The following is a 16,774-nucleotide window of genomic DNA, read 5'->3' as shown; positions in this document are numbered from 1 at the left end:
CGGCGGGCCGGTGGGCTGCCCGGCGGGCCCGACGGGCTGCCGCCCGGGCTCGGCGAGGGCGAGCTGCCCGACCTGTCGGCCCTGATGCACGGCGAGGGTCTGCCGGGTGGTGGCTTCCCGCCGCCCGGGCAGGGGCGCGGCCGGCGGCGCTGACGGCGCCCGGGCACACCCTGCGTCGGGCGATCTGGCAAACTGGGATGGCGGTCCGGGGTTCCCGCCCTGGTCCCGTTCACCATCGGCGCCGCGAGTGGCGTCCGGCAAACCCAGCTACCGGTACTCCGCATCCGCACCGTGGTGTCCGGTGACTACTGACGTACGTCTGGAGCAGTTCGACAATCGTGGCAACCAAGATCAAACTTCAGCGCCTCGGCAAGATGCGCGAGCCGCACTACCGGATCGTCGTCGCGGACGCCCGTACCAAGCGGGACGGACGGGTCATCGAGACGATCGGGCAGTATCACCCGAAGTCCGACCCGAGCATCATCAAGGTCGACGGCGAGCGCGCCGGGTACTGGCTCGGTGTCGGCGCGCAGCCGACCGAGCCGGTGCTCGCGATCCTCAAGGTCACCGGTGACTGGCAGAAGTTCAAGGGTCTTCCTGCGCCGCCGCCGGTGAAGGTCGCCGCCCCCAAGGCCGACAAGCGCGAGGTGTTCCAGGCGGCGGCCAAGGCCGCGGCCGGCCTCACCGACAAGCCCGCCACCACCCCGAAGAAGGGCAAGAAGGCGACGGATGACGCGCCCGCCGCTGGGAAGACCGAGCCGGCGGCCGAGTCGCCGGCTCCAGAGGGGCAGTAAGTGCTGGAAGCCGCCCTCGAGCACCTTGTTCGGGGCATCGTCGACCACCCGGACGATGTGCGCGTGAACCTGCAGTCGGGCCGGCGGGGACGCACCCTCCAGGTCCGGGTGCATCCGGAGGATCTCGGTAAGGTCATCGGGCGCGGCGGGCGGACAGCCCGCGCGCTGCGGACGGTCATGGCCGGAGTGGGCGGCCGGGGCCTGCGGGTCGATGTGATCGACGTCGACCGGTAGGGGCTGTCCTCAGGTGGCTGTGGGAACACACGGCGAAAGCGCCGCCAGGAAGCCGCGGCCCCCGGCGGCGGACGAGCCGGTCGTGGTCGGCCGGATCGGCCGTCCCCACGGCATCCGGGGCGACGTGACGATCGATGTCCGCACGGACGTTCCCGAGCGCAGGTTCGCGCCCGGGACGCACCTGCGCGGCGAGCTGTCCACGGCTGTGCCCACGGCCGCGCACCCAGGCACGCCCACGGCCGTGCCGCTGGTGGTGGCGGAGTCGCGTTGGCACGCCGGCCGCCTGCTGGTGCGCTTCGAGGGAGTCGCTGGCCGCAACGCCGCCGAGGCACTGCGCGGGCGCGTGCTCACCATCCCCGCCGGCCAGGTGGGCCAGGCCGCGGACGACGGCGACGAGGACGCCGACGGCCTGTGGTGGGACCGTGACCTCGTCGGGCTGCGGGTGGTCACGGTGGATGATGTCGACATGGGCACGGTCGTCGACGTCGTCCACACACCCGCCGGGGAACTGCTCGTCGTCGAGCACGCCGGTGGCGGTGAGGTGCTCGTCCCGTTCGTGCGTGAGATCGTGCCGACGGTCGAGGTGCCGGCCGGCCGGATCGTCGTCGACCCGCCACCGGGCCTGTTCGACCTGGAGTAGCGGAGCGGTTGTGCGCGTCGACATAGTTACGATCTTCCCTGGGTATCTCAGCCCGCTGGAGCTGTCCCTGGTCGGCCGGGCCCGCGAGCGCGGCATCCTCGACGTCCACCCGCACGACCTGCGGCAGTGGGCCGATGACGTGCACCGCAGCGTCGACGACGCCCCCTACGGCGGCGGGCCGGGCATGGTCATGCGGCCACAGCCATGGTGGGCGGCGCTGGCCGAGATCCGCGCGCTGGGCGCGGCGGACGGCCGGCGGCCCCGGATCGTCGTCCCGACCCCGGTCGGACGCCCCTTCACGCAGGCGTATGCCGCGGAACTGGCCGAGGCGCCGTGGCTGGTGTTCTGCTGCGGCCGTTACGAGGGCATCGACGCGCGCGTCATCGACGAGTGGGCCGACGACGAGATCTCCATCGGGGACTACGTTCTCGCCGGGGGAGAGGTCGCCACCCTGGTCATCCTGGAGGCGGTCACCCGGCTGCTGCCCGGCGTGGTCGGCAACGCCGAGTCCGTGGTGGACGACTCCTTCGCCGACGGGCTGCTGGAGGCCCCGGTGTACACCCGGCCGGCGGTGTGGGGTGACCGCGAGGTCCCGGCCGTGCTGCGCTCCGGTGACCACGCCGCCATCGACCGGTGGCGGCGGGCGGAAGCCCTGCGGCGGACCGCGCAGCGCCGTCCGGACCTGCTCGCCCGCCGGGAGCGGCCGGCGGCGGACGACGGCCCGGGCGCGGACGGCTCGGATGGGGCCGGCGGCTCGGATGGGGCCGGCTCGAACGCTCGTGTGGCACAGTAGGATACGGTTTCCGGCCGTCCGCCGTACCGGGTGACACCACCCGGCGTGAGCGGGCACCGAGCGGATGCCACCATGGGCCGATGCCGTTGGGCGCGCACAGTTATCAGGTGCTCCGTTACAGTGGTTACAGTGGCTCACCTCCGCCGGCCGGACCAGGCTCGACCCGTCCCGTCATCACCGCGAGAAAGCGACTGCCATGCAAACCCTGGACAGCCTCGACGCCGCGTCACTGAGGACCGACGTCCCGACGTTCTGGCCGGGCGACACCCTGAAGGTTCATGTCCGTGTTGTCGAGGGCAACCGCCAGCGCATCCAGGTCTTCCAGGGCGTCGTGATCCGGCGGCAGGGCAGCGGCGTGCGCGAGACCTTCACGGTCCGTAAGGTCAGCTTCGGTGTCGGCGTGGAGCGGACCTTCCCCGTCCACAGCCCGGTGATATCCAGGATCGAAGTTGTCACCCGTGGGGACGTCCGTCGCGCGAAGCTCTACTACCTGCGTGATCTGCGCGGCAAGGCGGCGAAGATCAAGGAGAAGCGCCGGCCGGTGTAGGGCATGCCCAGCCGGCCATGGCGGTTCCGCGGGCCGGGGCTGACACTGGGACTGAGGATGGCTGGCACGACCGGCCGCGCCACAGCCGCGGCATGATCACGACTGGCGGGTGTGGCGACCCGAACATCGGACACGCGTCCGCCGTGGCGCTGTTCGAGCCGGTCCGGCGCGTAGGGTGGTCAGCGATCGTTTCCAACCGGGTTCCCCGGACAGCACATCCCAGCCCGAGTCGGCGAACCCATGAGGTGGCGCGGTGAGTGGAGCCGAGCACAGTCGTCCGATGCGCTGGGGCGAGCCCCCTCCCGCCGGCTCCACGGGCGGCCGTGAGGACGACGCGGCCGACCCGCCCGGCGAGCGGACCGGCTCCCCCCCACCGGCCGCTGTCCCTGACGACGGCCGTCCATCCGTCCGTCCGGCCGAGGCGGCGGGCGACGCTACCGGGGAGAACGTCATCGGTGAGAACATGACCGGTCAGGAGTTCCAGGAGCTTCCCGAGCCTCAGCGGGCCGGGGTGGATGCCCCGGGCGGCCCGCCTGCCCGTCGGCGCCTGCGGGTGGGCGGCCGCGGCGGCCGCGGCTCGTTCGCCCGTGAGCTGCCGTTGCTGGTTCTGATCGCCTTCCTGCTCGCCCTGCTCATCAAGGCGTTCCTCGTCCAGGCGTTCTGGATACCGACCGTGTCGATGGAGCGCACCCTGCTGGTCAACGACCGCGTGCTGGTCAACAAGCTCGTCTACCGCTTCCGGGACGTCCATCGCGGCGAGATCGTCGTGTTCAACGGCGACGGCACCGGTTTCGAGCGGGCCGAGACCCTGATCACCCCGCCGGGCAACGTCTTCTCCCGGGCGCTGCGGTCGGTACAGGGGATGCTCGGGCTCGGCGCGCCCAGCGACAAGGACTTCATCAAGCGTGTCATCGGTGTGGGTGGTGACACCGTCGCGTGCTGTGACGCCCAGGGGCGGGTGACGGTCAACGGCAAGCCGCTGGACGAGCCCTACGTGTACGAGAACAGCCCGCTCGGCGGGGGCCGTGAGTTCGAGCCGGTGAAGGTGCCACCCGGCGAGCTGTGGGTCATGGGTGACCACCGCGGTGAGTCCTCGGACTCCCGGGTGAACGGCACCATCCCGCAGAGCAAGGTCGTCGGCCGGGCCTTCGTGCGGGTCTGGCCCCTGAGCCGGATGGGGATCCTGAGCCCGCCGGACATCTTCGCCGCCGCGGGCGCGCACGCGGCGGCGACCGTGCCGCTTGCCGGCACCGGGCTGACGGGAGCGGCCGTGGTGGGGGCGGCCACCACGGCACGGCGCAGGCGGGGCGCGCCGGGCAGCCTGCCGACGCGGCCGGCGAAACGGCTCGGGAGGAACACAGGTGGTGACAGCGGCGACGTTCCGTCAGTCCGCCGTTACGGGTATCTCGGGCGGCCCTGGCGGCGCCCGGCCCGCCGGGGACGGCGCCCGGCCGGGGGCCCTCCCAGCGTTCGCGCCGACCGGCGCGGTGGCCAGAGGTGAGAGCGGGCTGTGGGGCTGTGAGCGTCTCCTGCGGCGCCGGGGGCTCGCGCCCGTGGCCGGCGTCGACGAGGCCGGCCGTGGCGCGTGCGCGGGGCCGCTCGTGGTGGCCGCTGTCGTCCTCCCCGCGAGCGGGTCGCGCCGTCTTGTCGATCTCACGGACTCCAAGCGGCTGTCGCCGCGGTTACGCGAGCGGGTGTTCGACGAGATACTCTCTGTCGCCCAGGCGTGGGCGACCGTCGTGATCCAGCCGTCCGAGGTCGACGCGTGCGGTGTGCACGTGGCGAACATCGCCGGGATGCGGCGGGCGGTGGCACGCCTGGCCCGGCGGCCGGGTTACGTCCTCACCGACGGGTTCGCGGTGCCTGGGCTGGGGGTCGCCTCCACCGCCGTGCTCAAGGGCGACCAGGTCGTCGCCTGTGTGGCGGCCGCGTCGGTGGTGGCCAAGGTGACCCGGGACAGGATCATGAAAGATCTCCACCACCGGCATCCCGAGTACGATTTCGCCCAGCACAAGGGGTATGTAACGGCCGGACACACCGCGGCACTGGCCGCGTACGGGCCGTGCGGACAGCATCGGATGTCGTATGTCAATGTGGCACAAGCTCAACGTGAACGACTGGCACGACTGGCGCGGCTGGAGGACGCCGTGACACGGACCGGGCTACCCAGCGCGACGGAGAGCGCATGAGCGCCGAAGACCTCGAGAAGTACGAGACCGAGATGGAGCTCCAGCTCTACCGCGAGTATCGGGACGTCGTCGGTCTCTTCTCCTATGTGATCGAGACGGAGCGTCGCTTCTATCTCGCGAACGACTACCAGATCGAGGCCCGCAACAGCGCTGGTGAGATCTTCTTTGAACTCACTCTGCGTGACGCCTGGGTCTGGGACATGTTCCGGCCGGCGAGATTTGTGAAGAACGTCCGGGTCGTCACGTTCAAGGACATCAACGTCGAGGAGCTGACCAAGGCCGAGCTCTAGGCCGGTTGCCGTCTGTGTTCTGTGGATGAGTGAACGGCATAAGGCCCGTTTTGTCCACAGATCGGCTTCTGCTCTCGTTCTGTCCGGTTCCACGAGTCATCCTGATCTCCGCGGGCGCGTCCGTCGCCCGTGGAACGGGAGCGCACGATGCGGGTCAAGGACGTACTCGGGCGGTTCGGGGAGGACACCGCCGCCCGGCATCTGTCGCAGTGCGGGATGGAGATCCTCGACCGTAACTGGCGATGCTCGGCCGGTGAGATCGACATTGTCGCCCAGGACGGCTCGTGCCTGGTGTTCTGCGAGGTCAAAACCCGTTCCGGGGGCCGCTACGGCACGCCGGCGCAGGCCGTGGTGCCGGCGAAGGCCGCCCGTATCCGCCGGGTGGCGCTCGTCTGGCTGCGTGACCACGAGCACGCGCCGATGCCGCTGCGCTTCGACGTGGTCGAGGTGTACCGCACCCACAACAGCCCGCCGCGGGTGGAACATCTGCGCGGGGCGTTCTGATGGCGCTGGCGCGAGCGTTCAGCGTCGCGGTCGTGGGAGTGCACGGGCACCTCGTCGAGGTCGAGGCGGATCTCGCGAACGGGCTGCCGGCCATCACCCTCGTCGGGCTGCCGGACACCTCCCTGCACGAGGCCCGGGACCGCATCCGGGCCGCGATCGTCAACTCCGGCCAGCACTGGCCGAGCCAGCGGATCACGGTCGGGCTCTTCCCGGCGACCCTGCCGAAGTCCGGCAGCGGGTTCGACGTGGCGATGGCCGCCGCGATCCTCGGGGCGGCGGCCACCGTCCCCCCGGCGGCGCTGCGCTCCCGGGTGCTGCTCGGGGAACTGGCGCTCGACGGCCGGCTGCGGCCGGTCCGCGGGGTGCTGCCGGCGACGGTCGCGGCGCTCGACGCCGGCATCGAACGTGTCGTCGTGCCCGAGGCGAACGGCCCGGAGGCCGCGCTCGTCCCGGGGGCCGTCGTCGAACCGGTGAAGGACCTCGACTGCCTGGTCCGGCTGCTGCGCGGGGAGTACGAGCCGGATCCGCCGGCGGCGGCCGCCACCGACGCGGCGCGGTCCGCGGCTGCCGCCGGCGGCGAGCTCGGCGATCTCGCCGACGTGGCGGGCCAGCCACGCGGCCGGCTCGCCGTCGAGGTGGCCGCTGCCGGCGGCCACCACCTGCTCATGCAGGGGCCACCGGGCAGCGGCAAGACCATGCTGGCCGAGCGGCTGCCCGGCCTGCTGCCCGCGCTCGACACCGAGGCCGCTCTCGAGGTGACCGCGGTGCACTCGGTGGCCGGGCTGCTGCCCGAGGACTGCCCGCTGGTGCTCCGTCCGCCGTACCGCAGCCCGCATCACTCGGCCACGCCGGCCGCGCTCGTCGGGGCGGGCTCGACCGTGCTGCGCCCGGGCCTGGCCAGCCAGGCGCACCGGGGCGTGCTGTTCCTCGACGAGGCGCCGGAGTTCTCCCGCCCCACCCTCGACGCGCTGCGCCAGCCGCTGGAGAGCGGGGTGATCGAACTGGCCCGGGCCCGGGTGAGCGCGCGGTTCCCCGCCCGTTTCCTGCTGGTGCTCGCGGCGAACCCGTGCCCGTGCGCCCGGGCGGGCGCCGCCACGGCCAGGGCGTGCGAGTGCCCGAGCCTGGTGCGCCGGCGCTACCTCTCCCGGCTCTCGGGCCCCCTGCTCGACCGGGTGGACCTGCAGGTCGAGCTCGCCACGCCCAGCCGGGCGGAGCTGCGCGCGGACGCCAGGTACGCCGACACCTCGGCGGTCGCGGCGGAGCGGGTAGAGGCGGCCCGGGCGGCCACGGCGGCCCGGCTGGCCGGTACGCCGTGGCGCACCAACGCGGAGATCCCCGGTGCCGCCCTGCGGCGGACGTGGGCGCTGCCGGCGAAGGTGACCCGCCCGGCCGATCTCGCCTTCGAGTCCGGGCAGCTCACCGCGCGTGGGCTGGACCGCGTCCTGCGGGTGGCCTGGACGCTCGCGGACCTGGCCGGCCTGCCCGCCCCGGGGCTGGCCCAGATCGGGATGGCGCTGGACCTGCGGCTGCCCGGGAGGCAGCGGTGACTGCCACCGACAGCGAGCGGCTGGCCAGGGCTGCGCTGTCCCGCGCGGTCGGCGCGGACCGGCCGGCGGTCGGTGCCGAGGTGGCCCGGCGCGGCGCCGTTGCGGTCTGGGCCGAGCTGCGCGGCCGCCATCCCGACGTCGACCCGGAACGCGACCTGCGTCTGCTCACGGCTCTCGGTGGGCGGTTCATCTGCCCGGGTGACCCGGAGTGGCCGTCCGTGCTGACCGCTCTCGGCCGGCTGTCCGACGGCCCGGAGCCGGAGGCGGGGCAGCCGTTCGGCCTGTGGGCCCGAGGGGAGGGGGACCTGGGCCGGTTGTGCGAACGGGCGGTGGCGGTGGTGGGCTCCCGGGCGGCGACCGCCTACGGGACCACCATCGCGGCCGATCTCGCCGCCGGGCTCGCGGACCGGGGCTGGACGATCGTCTCCGGCGCGGCATTCGGTATCGACGCGGCGGCCCATCACGGGGCGTTGGCGGCCGCCGGCCCCACGATCGCGGTCCTGGCCGGCGGGGTCGACATCGCGTATCCCCGGGCCCACACCGAGCTGCTGGCGCGGATCCGCGCCAACGGGCTGGTCATCAGCGAGGCGGCGCCGGGAAGCCCGCCGTACCGGGGGCGTTTCCTGACCCGTAACAGGATCATCGCCGGGCTGGCCAGAGGCACCGTTCTCGTCGAGGCGGGCCATCGCAGCGGCGCGCTGAACACCGTCCGGCACGCCCGCCGTCTCGGACGGGTGGTGATGGCCGTGCCGGGGCCGGTCACGAGCGCCACCAGCGTCGGATGCCACCGCCTGCTGCGAGCCCACCGCGAACAGACCGTCCTGGTCACCGATGCCGCCGAGGTCTGTGAGGAGATCGGCGGCATCGGCGAGCTCGCCGACTACCCACCGGCGGGCCCCGGTTCCCGCGACGGTCTGCCCGAGCTGGTCCGCCGCATGCTGGACGTGATGCCGGCCCGCGGCTCGGTGGGAGCGGCGGTGCTGGCACAACGGCTCGGGGAACGGCCCGAGACGGTACAGGCGCTGATGGGCCCGCTGGTCGTCGAGGGCCTGGTCGAGCCACACGGCAACGGATACCGCCTGACGGCGCTGGGCCGAGTGCCATCCGCGGCCGGCGGAACCAGCGCGGCCGGCGGAACCAGCGCGGCCGGCGGAACCAGCGCGGCCGGCGGAACCAGCGCGGCCGGCGAGGCCGGCACGCCGGGGCGCCACGGACCGGACAGCCGGTGTTGACACGGAGATGATCGAAGGACACCGTGCGATGCATGGGCGGTGCGATCGCTGACTCCCGGAATCCGGCTGCCGGGAATACCACTGCTTCCCAGCCCACCGCCTCGCCGGACACCGCCCCGCGGAACACCGCCTCGCCGGACACCGCCCCGCGGAACACCGCCCCGCGGAACACCGCCCCGCCAGATACCGCCTCGTCGGACAGTGCTCCGCGGGACGTGGTGGCCCGGGGGGCTGCGGGGGCTTCCCGGGGGGCCGGGGCCTGTCAGGAGGCCCAGGTTTCCTGGGATGTCGCGGTTGCGGCGTACCTTCGCCATCTGGCGGCCGAGCGTGGCCGGTCCCCGGAGACCGTCCGTGCCTATCGGGCCGATCTCGCCCATCTGCGTGGGTACGCCCAGGATGCCGGGCTCGACGAGCTTGCCGGCGTCGATCTCGGGGTGCTGCGCGGATGGCTCGCCGGGATGCGGGCTCGCGGGGCCGCCGCCACCACCCTGGCCAGGCGGGTCTCGGTGGCGCGCGGCTTCAGCGCGTTCGCGGCCCGGCAGGGATGGCTGGCCGCCGACGTCGCCGAGCGGCTGGCGGGCCCCCGGCGGCCTGCGTCGTTACCGACGGTGCTGACCGCCGCCCAGACATGGGAGCTGTTGGCGGCCCGCCCCCGGCCGCTGCCCGACGATGGTGACCTGCCCGCGGCCAGCCGGCACGCGGTCGTCATCCGGCGCGCGGCCGCCGTCCGTGACGACGCCGTCCTCGAGCTGCTGTACGCCACCGCCACCCGGGTCGGCGAACTGTGCGGTCTCGACATCGACGACATCGACGACGAGCGACGGCTGGTGCGGGTCCGCGGCAAGGGCGGGCGTGAGCGCGCCGTCCCCTTCGGCGTGCCGGCGGGGCGGGCCCTGCGGAGCTGGCTTGCGGCCGGCCGCCCGGCGCTCGCCGTGGCCGGCAGCGGGCGGGCGCTGTTCCTGGGGGTGCGCGGCCGCCGGCTCGACCCCAGGACGGTCCGGCGCATCCTGGCCGCCCGGACCGCTGCGGCGGACGGGACCGGGCCGGTCAGCCCGCACGACATCCGCCACTCCGCGGCCACGCATCTGCTGGAAGGCGGCGCGGATCTCCGGTCGGTGCAGGAGTTCCTCGGTCATGCCAGCCCCACCACAACACAGATCTACACCCATGTCACGCCGCAACGGCTGCGTGCCGCGTTCGAGCAGAGCCATCCGCGGGCCTGACAGCCGGGGAGCGCCCGGCTGCCCGGCAGCGGAGGGCCCGGCTGCCCGGCAGCGGAGGGCCCGGCTGCCCGGCAGCGGAGGGCCCGGCTGCCCGGCAGCGGAGGGCCCGGCTGCCCGGCAGCGATGGCAGACGATCCCGCCCGGGGCGGCCGGCTCACCCGAGGGGCAGCAACCGCGGTGAACGGCGCCGCAGCAGACTGAGTGGATCGAGGTAGCGGGCCCCTTCGAGCAGGCCCCAGTGCAGGCAGGCGGTGGCGGGGCAGCCGGGATGCCCGGCCACCAGCCGGCCGATCGGCTCGCCCGCGGCCACCGTCCGGCCGGCCGCCACGGTCGGATCCACCGGCTCGTAGGTCGTCCGCAACGATCCGTGGCTGACGGCCGCCACACCTCGTCCGGCGATCGTTCCGGCGAACGTGACGACGCCCCGGCCGGCGGCCCGCACCTGCGTACCCGGGGCGGCCACCAGGTCGACGCCGCGGTGGCCGGGGCCGTACGGCGACGGCGGCGGGCTGAAGGGGCGGCCGAGGACGAGCGGCCCGTCCAGCGGGGCGCGCCAGAGCGGGTCTGATGATGCCGCGACGGCTCGCCCTGGTGACGCCGGGCCCGTGCCGACGCCGCTGTCGAGCACTGCTGGCTGGGTGGGAGCCGGCCGGGTGGGAGCCGGCTGTACGGGGGAGGTGGCCGCTCGGGTGCCGTAGCCGGTCAGCGGGTGCGGCCACCCGGTGGCCACCAGGGCGAGCAGCGCGGCCGTCAGCAGCAGGAGAAGGAACGGGCGGTGTCGGGACGGCGGGATCATGGCGCCTCCGGGGGCGTGCGACGTGCGGGCCCGGGAGCCGGGGCGCGCCCGTGGCGGCCCGCGTCCGCTCCCGCTGCTGCCACGGTGACCGGTGCGGGCCCGGCGGTCACGGCCGGGCGGCTGCCTGTGGACAACCCGCCTGTGGACAACCCGCTGGGGGGCGGCGCGCGGGTGGGCGTAGGATTGGGGAACGGCTCGAACCATCGAGCTGAATCCACACGCCCTTCTCCGCCCGCCCTTCCGGTGCGGCTGGAAGGCTCCCTCGGTCCGCTGCCATCCGCGGCGGTAGGGGCCAGCAGGGCGTCAGGGGCCCTGGCCACTGGCCGGGGCCGGTAACCGAGGTGCGTCGGTACCCCCGGCGCAGAAGGGAGCGACGAGCCGTGGCCGTCGTCACCATGAAGCAGTTGCTCGAGAGCGGTGTGCATTTCGGACACCAGACGAAGCGCTGGAACCCGAAGATGAAGCGTTTCATCTTCACGGAGCGCAACGGCATTTATATCATCGACCTGCAGCAGACCCTGTCCTACATCGACCGTGCCTACGACTTCGTCAAGGAAACCGTCGCGCATGGTGGCACCGTCCTGTTCATCGGTACGAAGAAGCAGGCCCAGGAAGCCATCGAGGAGCAGGCGCAGCGGGTTGGCATGCCCTATGTCAAGGAGCGTTGGCTCGGTGGCATGCTTACCAACTTCTCCACGGTGTACAAGCGTCTCCAACGGCTGAAGGAGCTCGAGGAGATCGAGCTGACCGGTGGTACCGAGGTCCGCACGAAGAAGGAACAGCTCGTGCTGTCCAGGGAGAAAGCCAAGCTCGAGCGGACCCTCGGCGGTATCCGGGACATGACCCGGGTGCCGAGCGCGGTCTGGGTCGTCGACACCAAGAAGGAGCACATCGCCGTCGGGGAGGCCCGCAAGCTCGGCATCCCGGTCGTCGCGATCCTGGACACCAACTGCGACCCGGACGAGGTCGACTACCCGATCCCCGGTAACGACGACGCCATCCGCTCCGCGACCCTGCTCACCCGGGTGGTGGCCGACGCCGTGGCGGACGGGCTGGTGGCCCGTGCGGGCGGGGCGACGTCGGCGGACGTCAAGCCGGAGACGCCCAGCGGGGGGGAGCCACTGACCGAGTGGGAGCAGGAGCTGCTGCGGGGGCAGGCCTCCTCCGCCGACGCGTCGGCGGAGGCCGGCTCCGAGGCGCAGCAGCCGGCCGGTCAGGCACCGGCCACGCCGGCCACGCCGGCCACGCCGGCCCACCCCGACTCCGACGCCGTCTCCGTGGTGGGCGCCGCGACCGCCCGGGTCTGACCAGCCGTTTCGGGCGCCGGCCTGCCCGGCCTTCGCGCGCAGCACCCATCAGAGCAGCACGTCCTCGCAGGACCCAGTAGCGACCTTACGGGGCACCAGGGCCCGGCAGCGTGAAGAAAAACGACGATCGCGCTGCCCGGGCGCCCCGGTGGCTCCCACCAACACCAGCAGCCGGATGGAACGAGAAGAGCACCATGGCAGAAATCACCGCCGCTGACATCCGCAAGCTCCGGGAACTCACCGGCGCCGGGATGAGCGACGTCAAGAAAGCGCTCGTCGAGAACGACGGCGACTTCGAGAAGGCCAGGTCCTGGCTGCGGGAGAAGGGTCTGGCGCAGGTCGCCAAGCGGGCTGGGCGCAGCGCCTCCAACGGCCTGGTGGAGTCCTACCTGCACAAGACCGACCCGCAGCTGCCCCCCACCATCGGTGTTCTGCTGGAACTGAAGTGCGAGACCGACTTCGTCGCGAAGACGGACCAGTTCAAGCAGCTCGCGCGGGACATCGCCCAGCACGTCGCGGCGGCGGATCCGCTCTACGTGACCGCGGAGCAGATCCCGAACGAGGTCCTCGAGCAGGAGAAGAAGATCTACGAGGCCGCGGCCCGCGAGGAGGGCAAGCCCGAGCAGGCGCTCCCGAAGATCGTGGAGGGGCGGCTGAACGGCTACGTGAAAGCGGTCGTCCTGCTTGAGCAGCCCTGGGTCCGGGACAGCAAGGTCACCATCCGCGCACTGCTGGAGCAGGCGGGATCCTCGCTCGGCGAGAAGATCGAGGTTGGCCGGTTCGCCCGGTTCAACGTCAGGGCAGCCTGATCCGCGCCGCTTCCGTCGCCGGGGCCGGGGCTGCGGTCCCGGCCGCAGCCTCTCACCGGAGGCGTTTCGTTCCCGCTGTCCGTCATGGGTACGTCCAGGTGTACGTCGAACGAACCGGAGGCGGCGGTCAGAGGTTCTGCGATCCGATCGGGTAGGGCAGACTACTCGCAGTGCATATTCACCGGCCGATGATCGTAGCCGAGGGCGAGGGGGCCGCTCGTGATCGAAAACGCCATCAGGGACACGGAAACGGCTCCACTCCGTAGTGGCGTTGCCGAGGTGCACTGGCGACGGGTGCTGCTGAAGCTCTCCGGAGAGGCGTTCGCCGGTGGCGAGCCACTGGGCATCGACCCGGAGACGCTCGCGACGATCGCCCGCCAGATCGCCGAGGTGAGCCGGACCGGTATCGAGGTCGCGATCGTGGTCGGCGGCGGCAACATGTTCCGTGGCCAGCTGCTGGCCGAGCGCGGTGTCGACCGGGCCCGGGCCGACTACATGGGCATGCTCTGCACAGTGATCAACTGTCTGGCCCTCCAGGACGCCCTCGAGCGCGAGGGCATCGTCACCCGGGTGCAGACGGCGATCGCCATGGGGCAGGTCGCCGAGCCCTACCTGCCGCTGCGGGCCATCCGGCATCTGGAGAAGGGCCGTGTCGTCATCTTCGGCGCGGGGCTGGGAGCGCCGTTCTTCTCCACCGACACCACGGCCGCGCAGCGCGCACTGGAAATCAAGGCGCAGGCTGTTCTCAAGGCCACCAAGGTCGACGGTGTGTACGACGCCGACCCGACGACGAACCCCCACGCGGTTCGTTTCGACACACTCGTCTACGGCGAGGTGCTGTCTCGTGGGCTGAAGGTCATGGACGCCACGGCCATCAGCCTGTGTATGGACAACAGGCTGCCGATCGTGGTTTTCGACCTGCTGACGGAAGGGAACATACTGCGGGCCGTCCGCGGTGAGAAGATCGGCACCCTGGTCAGTGCGGACGAGGGCGGGACGGAAGGACGACGGTGATCGACGATGTACTCCTCGAGGCCGAGGAGAAAATGGACAAGGCGGTCGCGGTAGCGAAGGACGACTTCGCCAACATCCGGACGGGACGGATCACCCCGTCGGTGTTCTCGAAGGTCCTCGTCGACTACTACGGTGCGCCGACCCCGGTGAACCAGCTCGCGTCGTTCCACATCCCGGAACCGAGAATGGTGATCATCACTCCGTACGACAAGGGCTCGCTGGCCGCCATCGAGAAGGCCGTGCGCGACTCCGACCTCGGGGTGAACCCGAGCAACGACGGTACGATCATCCGCTGCGTGTTCCCGGAGCTCTCCGAGCAGCGTCGGCGTGACCTGGCCAAGGTCGCCCGGACGAAGGCGGAGGAGGCCAGGATCAGCATCCGCAACGTGCGCCGGCACAGCAAGGACGCGATCGACCGCATCGTCCGTGACGGCGAGGCCGGCGAGGACGAGGGCCGGCGCGGGGAGAAGGACCTGGACGAGGCGACGCACCGGTACGTCAGCCAGGTCGACGAACTGCTGCGGCACAAGGAGTCGGAGCTGCTGGCGGTCTGACCGACATCGACAGCCTCGACAGCCTCGACAACCAGATGACGTCGTGACCCGCACCGGGCCGGCGGTCGGCACGCCCCGCCCGCGTGGTGTCCGGGCCGGTCGGGACCTGCCGGCCGCGATCGCCGTCGGGGTCGTGCTGGCCCTGGTCATCCTCGTCCCCCTGTTCACGGTCCGGCCGCTGTGGATCGCCGTCATCTGTGTGGCGATGGCGATCGGCACGTACGAGCTGGTCAGGGCGCTGCGCCAGCTCGGGGCGCGGATCGCGCTGCCGCCGCTGGCGGCGGGCACGGCGGCGATGCCCGCGGCCGCCTACGCCGGGGGTGCGTCCGCGCTGGTGGTGGCCCTGGCCGCGACCGTGGTCGTGGTGACGGCGTGCCGTCTCGCCCACGGGGGCGACCACCTGCTCCACGACGTGGCCGCGGGGGCGTTCTGCGCGGCCTACGTGGGCCTGCCGGCCGGGTGTGCCGCACTGCTGACCAGCCCGTCGGACGGGTCGTGGCGGATGGCCGCCTGCCTGGCCACCGTGGTGGCCAGCGACATCGGCGGCTATGCGGCCGGTGTGCTCTCCGGCGGCCGGCACAAGCTCGCCCCGAACGTCTCCCCGGGGAAGTCCTGGGAGGGCTTCGCCGGCTCCACCGTTACCTGCGTGCTCGTCGCCGGCACCCTGATGGCCGGGGCCCTGCACGCCGCCGTCTGGCAGGGGGTGCTGCTCGGCCTCGCGGTGGTGTGCACCGCCACCGTTGGTGATCTTGGTGAGTCGCTGCTCAAACGGGACATCGGCATCAAGGACATGGGCACCCTGCTGCCGGGGCACGGCGGGATCATGGACAGGCTGGACTCGGTGCTCTGCACTGTCCCCGTGGCCTGGCTGCTGATCACTGTTTTCGTGCCGCCGCCATGACCTGGCACACTGGACGGGCCATGGCCCTCTCCTCCTCCGCCGCCCCGTCCGTGCCGGCCCGGCCGCTGCCGCTTGTCGCCGCGCCCAGGCCGCGCCCGCCCCGCCATCTCGCGGACCTGACCACCGCGCAGCGGCGGGAGCTCGCCGTCTCGCTCGGCGAGCCGGCCTTCCGGGCCGACCAGGTCGCCCGGCACTACTTCGCCAGGTACCTGCGCGCGGGCGACGCCGAGGCGATGACGGATCTTCCCGCCGCCTCCCGCCCGGTGCTACTGGACGCGTTGCTGCCCGCGCTGCTGACCCCCGCCAAGGTCATGACCTGCGACGCCGGGGCCACCCACAAGACGCTGTGGCGGGCCTTCGACGGAGTGCTGATCGAGTCCGTCCTGATGCGCTATCCGGACCGGGCCACGGTCTGCGTGTCCAGCCAGGCCGGGTGCGGCATGGGCTGTCCGTTCTGCGCCACCGGCCAGGGCGGGCTGACCCGCAACCTGTCCGCCGCCGAGATCGTCGAGCAGGTGGTCGCCGCGGCCGGGGCCGCCGCTCGCGGCGAGCTCGCCGGTGGGCCGGCCCGGCTGTCGAACGTGGTGTTCATGGGCATGGGGGAGCCGCTGGCGAACTACGCCACGGTGGTCGCGGCGCTGCGGGCGCTGACCGCCCCGCAGCCCGAGGGCCTCGGGCTGTCCGCCCGCTCGGTCACCGTCAGCACTGTGGGGCTGGTGCCGGCGATCCGCCGGCTCACCGGGGCCGGTCTGCCGGTGACGCTGGCGGTCTCCCTGCACGCGCCCGACGACGAGCTGCGGGACAGCCTGGTCCCGGTGAACAGGCGCTGGCCGGTGGCCGAGGTGCTCGCCGCCGCGTGGGAGTACGCCGAGACGACCGGCCGCCGGGTCAGCGTCGAGTACGCCCTGATCGACGATGTCAACGACCAGCCGGAACGCGCCGACGCGCTGGCGGGCCTGCTCGCCGGCAGGCTCGTCCACGTCAACCTGATCCCGCTCAACCCGACCCGGGGGGTGTCCTGGCAGGCGAGCGAGCGGCGTCGGGAGCGCGAGTTCGTCCGACGGTTACGGTTACGCGGTATAGCGACCACCGTCCGTGACACCAGGGGGCGTGACATCGCGGCGGCCTGTGGGCAGCTCGCCGCCGACGCCCCGACCGGGCCGGATACGGACAGGCCGGACAGGAGTGCCCGTGCCGACAGGTGAGCGCCGTCCCGCCCGCCGGGTCCCGTCCCGTCGCTCCCCGCTGTGGGCGCCGCTCGTCGCGGTGGCCGGGGCGGTAATGATCGTCGCTGTGCTGGTCCTGTACGCCGGCGGGCACGGCGGCGGCACGGTCACCGAGGCCGGGCAGCGGGACGGCGCGGCGGGCGGCCCTGACGCCGCCAGCGTGCTGCCGGGGGC

General features: G+C 72.8%; 19 protein-coding genes and 1 pseudogene. 19 read left to right on the top strand and 1 reads right to left on the bottom strand.

Annotated features, from left to right (window positions below; genetic code table 11):
- Positions 1–338: 338 nt before the first annotated feature.
- From rpsP to NBW84_RS13820, 12 genes are all read left to right on the top strand, one after another.
- Positions 339–794, top strand: coding sequence for a 30S ribosomal protein S16 (gene rpsP / locus NBW84_RS13875; RefSeq protein ID WP_250285146.1), 456 nt, complete (start codon positions 339–341; stop codon positions 792–794).
- Positions 795–1,028 carry an RNA-binding protein gene (locus NBW84_RS13870; RefSeq protein WP_250285145.1) on the top strand — a complete coding sequence of 78 codons (234 nt, stop codon included), beginning with the start codon at positions 795–797 and terminating at the stop codon, positions 1,026–1,028.
- Between the two features lie 13 nt (positions 1,029–1,041).
- Positions 1,042–1,668: a ribosome maturation factor RimM gene (gene rimM / locus NBW84_RS13865; RefSeq protein ID WP_250285144.1), complete on the top strand. Its 627-nt coding sequence runs from the start codon at positions 1,042–1,044 to the stop codon at positions 1,666–1,668.
- A 10-nt stretch (positions 1,669–1,678) separates the two neighbouring features.
- Positions 1,679–2,461, top strand: a complete 783-nt coding sequence (gene trmD / locus NBW84_RS13860; protein ID WP_250285143.1) for a tRNA (guanosine(37)-N1)-methyltransferase TrmD — start codon at positions 1,679–1,681, stop codon at positions 2,459–2,461.
- Between the two features lie 196 nt (positions 2,462–2,657).
- Positions 2,658–3,008 (top strand): 50S ribosomal protein L19, encoded by a 351-nt coding sequence (gene rplS / locus NBW84_RS13855; protein WP_250285142.1) that lies wholly within the window; start codon positions 2,658–2,660, stop codon positions 3,006–3,008.
- Between the two features lie 253 nt (positions 3,009–3,261).
- Positions 3,262–4,509 (top strand): signal peptidase I, encoded by a 1,248-nt coding sequence (gene lepB / locus NBW84_RS13850; RefSeq protein WP_250285141.1) that lies wholly within the window; start codon positions 3,262–3,264, stop codon positions 4,507–4,509.
- Positions 4,496–5,197 (top strand): ribonuclease HII, encoded by a 702-nt coding sequence (locus tag NBW84_RS13845; protein ID WP_250285140.1) that lies wholly within the window; start codon positions 4,496–4,498, stop codon positions 5,195–5,197. The genes lepB and NBW84_RS13845 overlap by 14 nt, the downstream gene beginning before the upstream one ends.
- Positions 5,194–5,487 (top strand): DUF2469 domain-containing protein, encoded by a 294-nt coding sequence (locus NBW84_RS13840; protein ID WP_013874828.1) that lies wholly within the window; start codon positions 5,194–5,196, stop codon positions 5,485–5,487. Before NBW84_RS13845 ends, NBW84_RS13840 begins: the two co-directional genes overlap by 4 nt.
- A gap of 147 nt (positions 5,488–5,634) precedes the next feature.
- A complete protein-coding gene (locus NBW84_RS13835) occupies positions 5,635–5,991 on the top strand; it encodes a YraN family protein (protein WP_250285139.1) in 357 nt (118 codons plus the stop codon).
- On the top strand, positions 5,991–7,538 hold the full coding sequence (locus tag NBW84_RS13830; RefSeq protein ID WP_250285138.1) for a YifB family Mg chelatase-like AAA ATPase: 1,548 nt from the start codon (positions 5,991–5,993) through the stop codon (positions 7,536–7,538). Before NBW84_RS13835 ends, NBW84_RS13830 begins: the two co-directional genes overlap by 1 nt.
- Entirely contained in the window at positions 7,535–8,770 is a 1,236-nt protein-coding gene (gene dprA, locus NBW84_RS13825) for a DNA-processing protein DprA (RefSeq protein ID WP_250285137.1), read from the top strand. The genes NBW84_RS13830 and dprA overlap by 4 nt, the downstream gene beginning before the upstream one ends.
- A 23-nt stretch (positions 8,771–8,793) precedes the next feature.
- Positions 8,794–9,993: a tyrosine-type recombinase/integrase gene (locus NBW84_RS13820; protein ID WP_445548710.1), complete on the top strand. Its 1,200-nt coding sequence runs from the start codon at positions 8,794–8,796 to the stop codon at positions 9,991–9,993.
- Positions 9,994–10,147: 154 nt separating this feature from the next.
- Here NBW84_RS13820 and NBW84_RS13815 read toward each other — a convergent pair whose 3' ends face one another.
- Entirely contained in the window at positions 10,148–10,786 is a 639-nt protein-coding gene (locus tag NBW84_RS13815; RefSeq protein WP_445548521.1) for a M23 family metallopeptidase, read from the bottom strand.
- Positions 10,787–11,169: 383 nt separating this feature from the next.
- Between NBW84_RS13815 and rpsB the strand changes: the two genes are divergently transcribed.
- From rpsB to NBW84_RS13780, 7 genes and pseudogenes are all read left to right on the top strand, one after another.
- Positions 11,170–12,096 (top strand): 30S ribosomal protein S2, encoded by a 927-nt coding sequence (gene rpsB, locus NBW84_RS13810; protein WP_250285135.1) that lies wholly within the window; start codon positions 11,170–11,172, stop codon positions 12,094–12,096.
- A gap of 194 nt (positions 12,097–12,290) precedes the next feature.
- Entirely contained in the window at positions 12,291–12,905 is a 615-nt protein-coding gene (tsf, locus tag NBW84_RS13805; RefSeq protein ID WP_250285134.1) for a translation elongation factor Ts, read from the top strand.
- Between the two features lie 234 nt (positions 12,906–13,139).
- The gene (gene pyrH, locus NBW84_RS13800) at positions 13,140–13,919 is read left to right on the top strand and encodes a UMP kinase (protein ID WP_250285147.1); all 780 of its coding nucleotides are present in this window, start codon (positions 13,140–13,142) and stop codon (positions 13,917–13,919) included.
- Positions 13,916–14,473, top strand: coding sequence for a ribosome recycling factor (gene frr, locus NBW84_RS13795; RefSeq protein WP_250285133.1), 558 nt, complete (start codon positions 13,916–13,918; stop codon positions 14,471–14,473). Before pyrH ends, frr begins: the two co-directional genes overlap by 4 nt.
- Before the next feature lie 43 nt (positions 14,474–14,516).
- Entirely contained in the window at positions 14,517–15,374 is an 858-nt protein-coding gene (locus tag NBW84_RS13790; RefSeq protein WP_250285132.1) for a phosphatidate cytidylyltransferase, read from the top strand.
- Between the two features lie 20 nt (positions 15,375–15,394).
- On the top strand, positions 15,395–16,579 hold the full coding sequence (rlmN, locus tag NBW84_RS13785) for a 23S rRNA (adenine(2503)-C(2))-methyltransferase RlmN (RefSeq protein WP_250285131.1): 1,185 nt from the start codon (positions 15,395–15,397) through the stop codon (positions 16,577–16,579).
- Positions 16,566–16,774, top strand: a pseudogene (locus NBW84_RS13780) (hypothetical protein); the annotation flags it as partial. The gene rlmN and the pseudogene NBW84_RS13780, both read left to right, overlap by 14 nt.

The organism is Protofrankia sp. CiP1_Cm_nod2, from assembly GCF_920664355.1.
Taxonomy (GTDB): domain Bacteria; phylum Actinomycetota; class Actinomycetes; order Frankiales; family Frankiaceae; genus Protofrankia.
The sequence above is the reverse complement of the archived record's forward strand: the minus strand, read 5'-3'. Positions and strand labels throughout refer to the sequence as shown.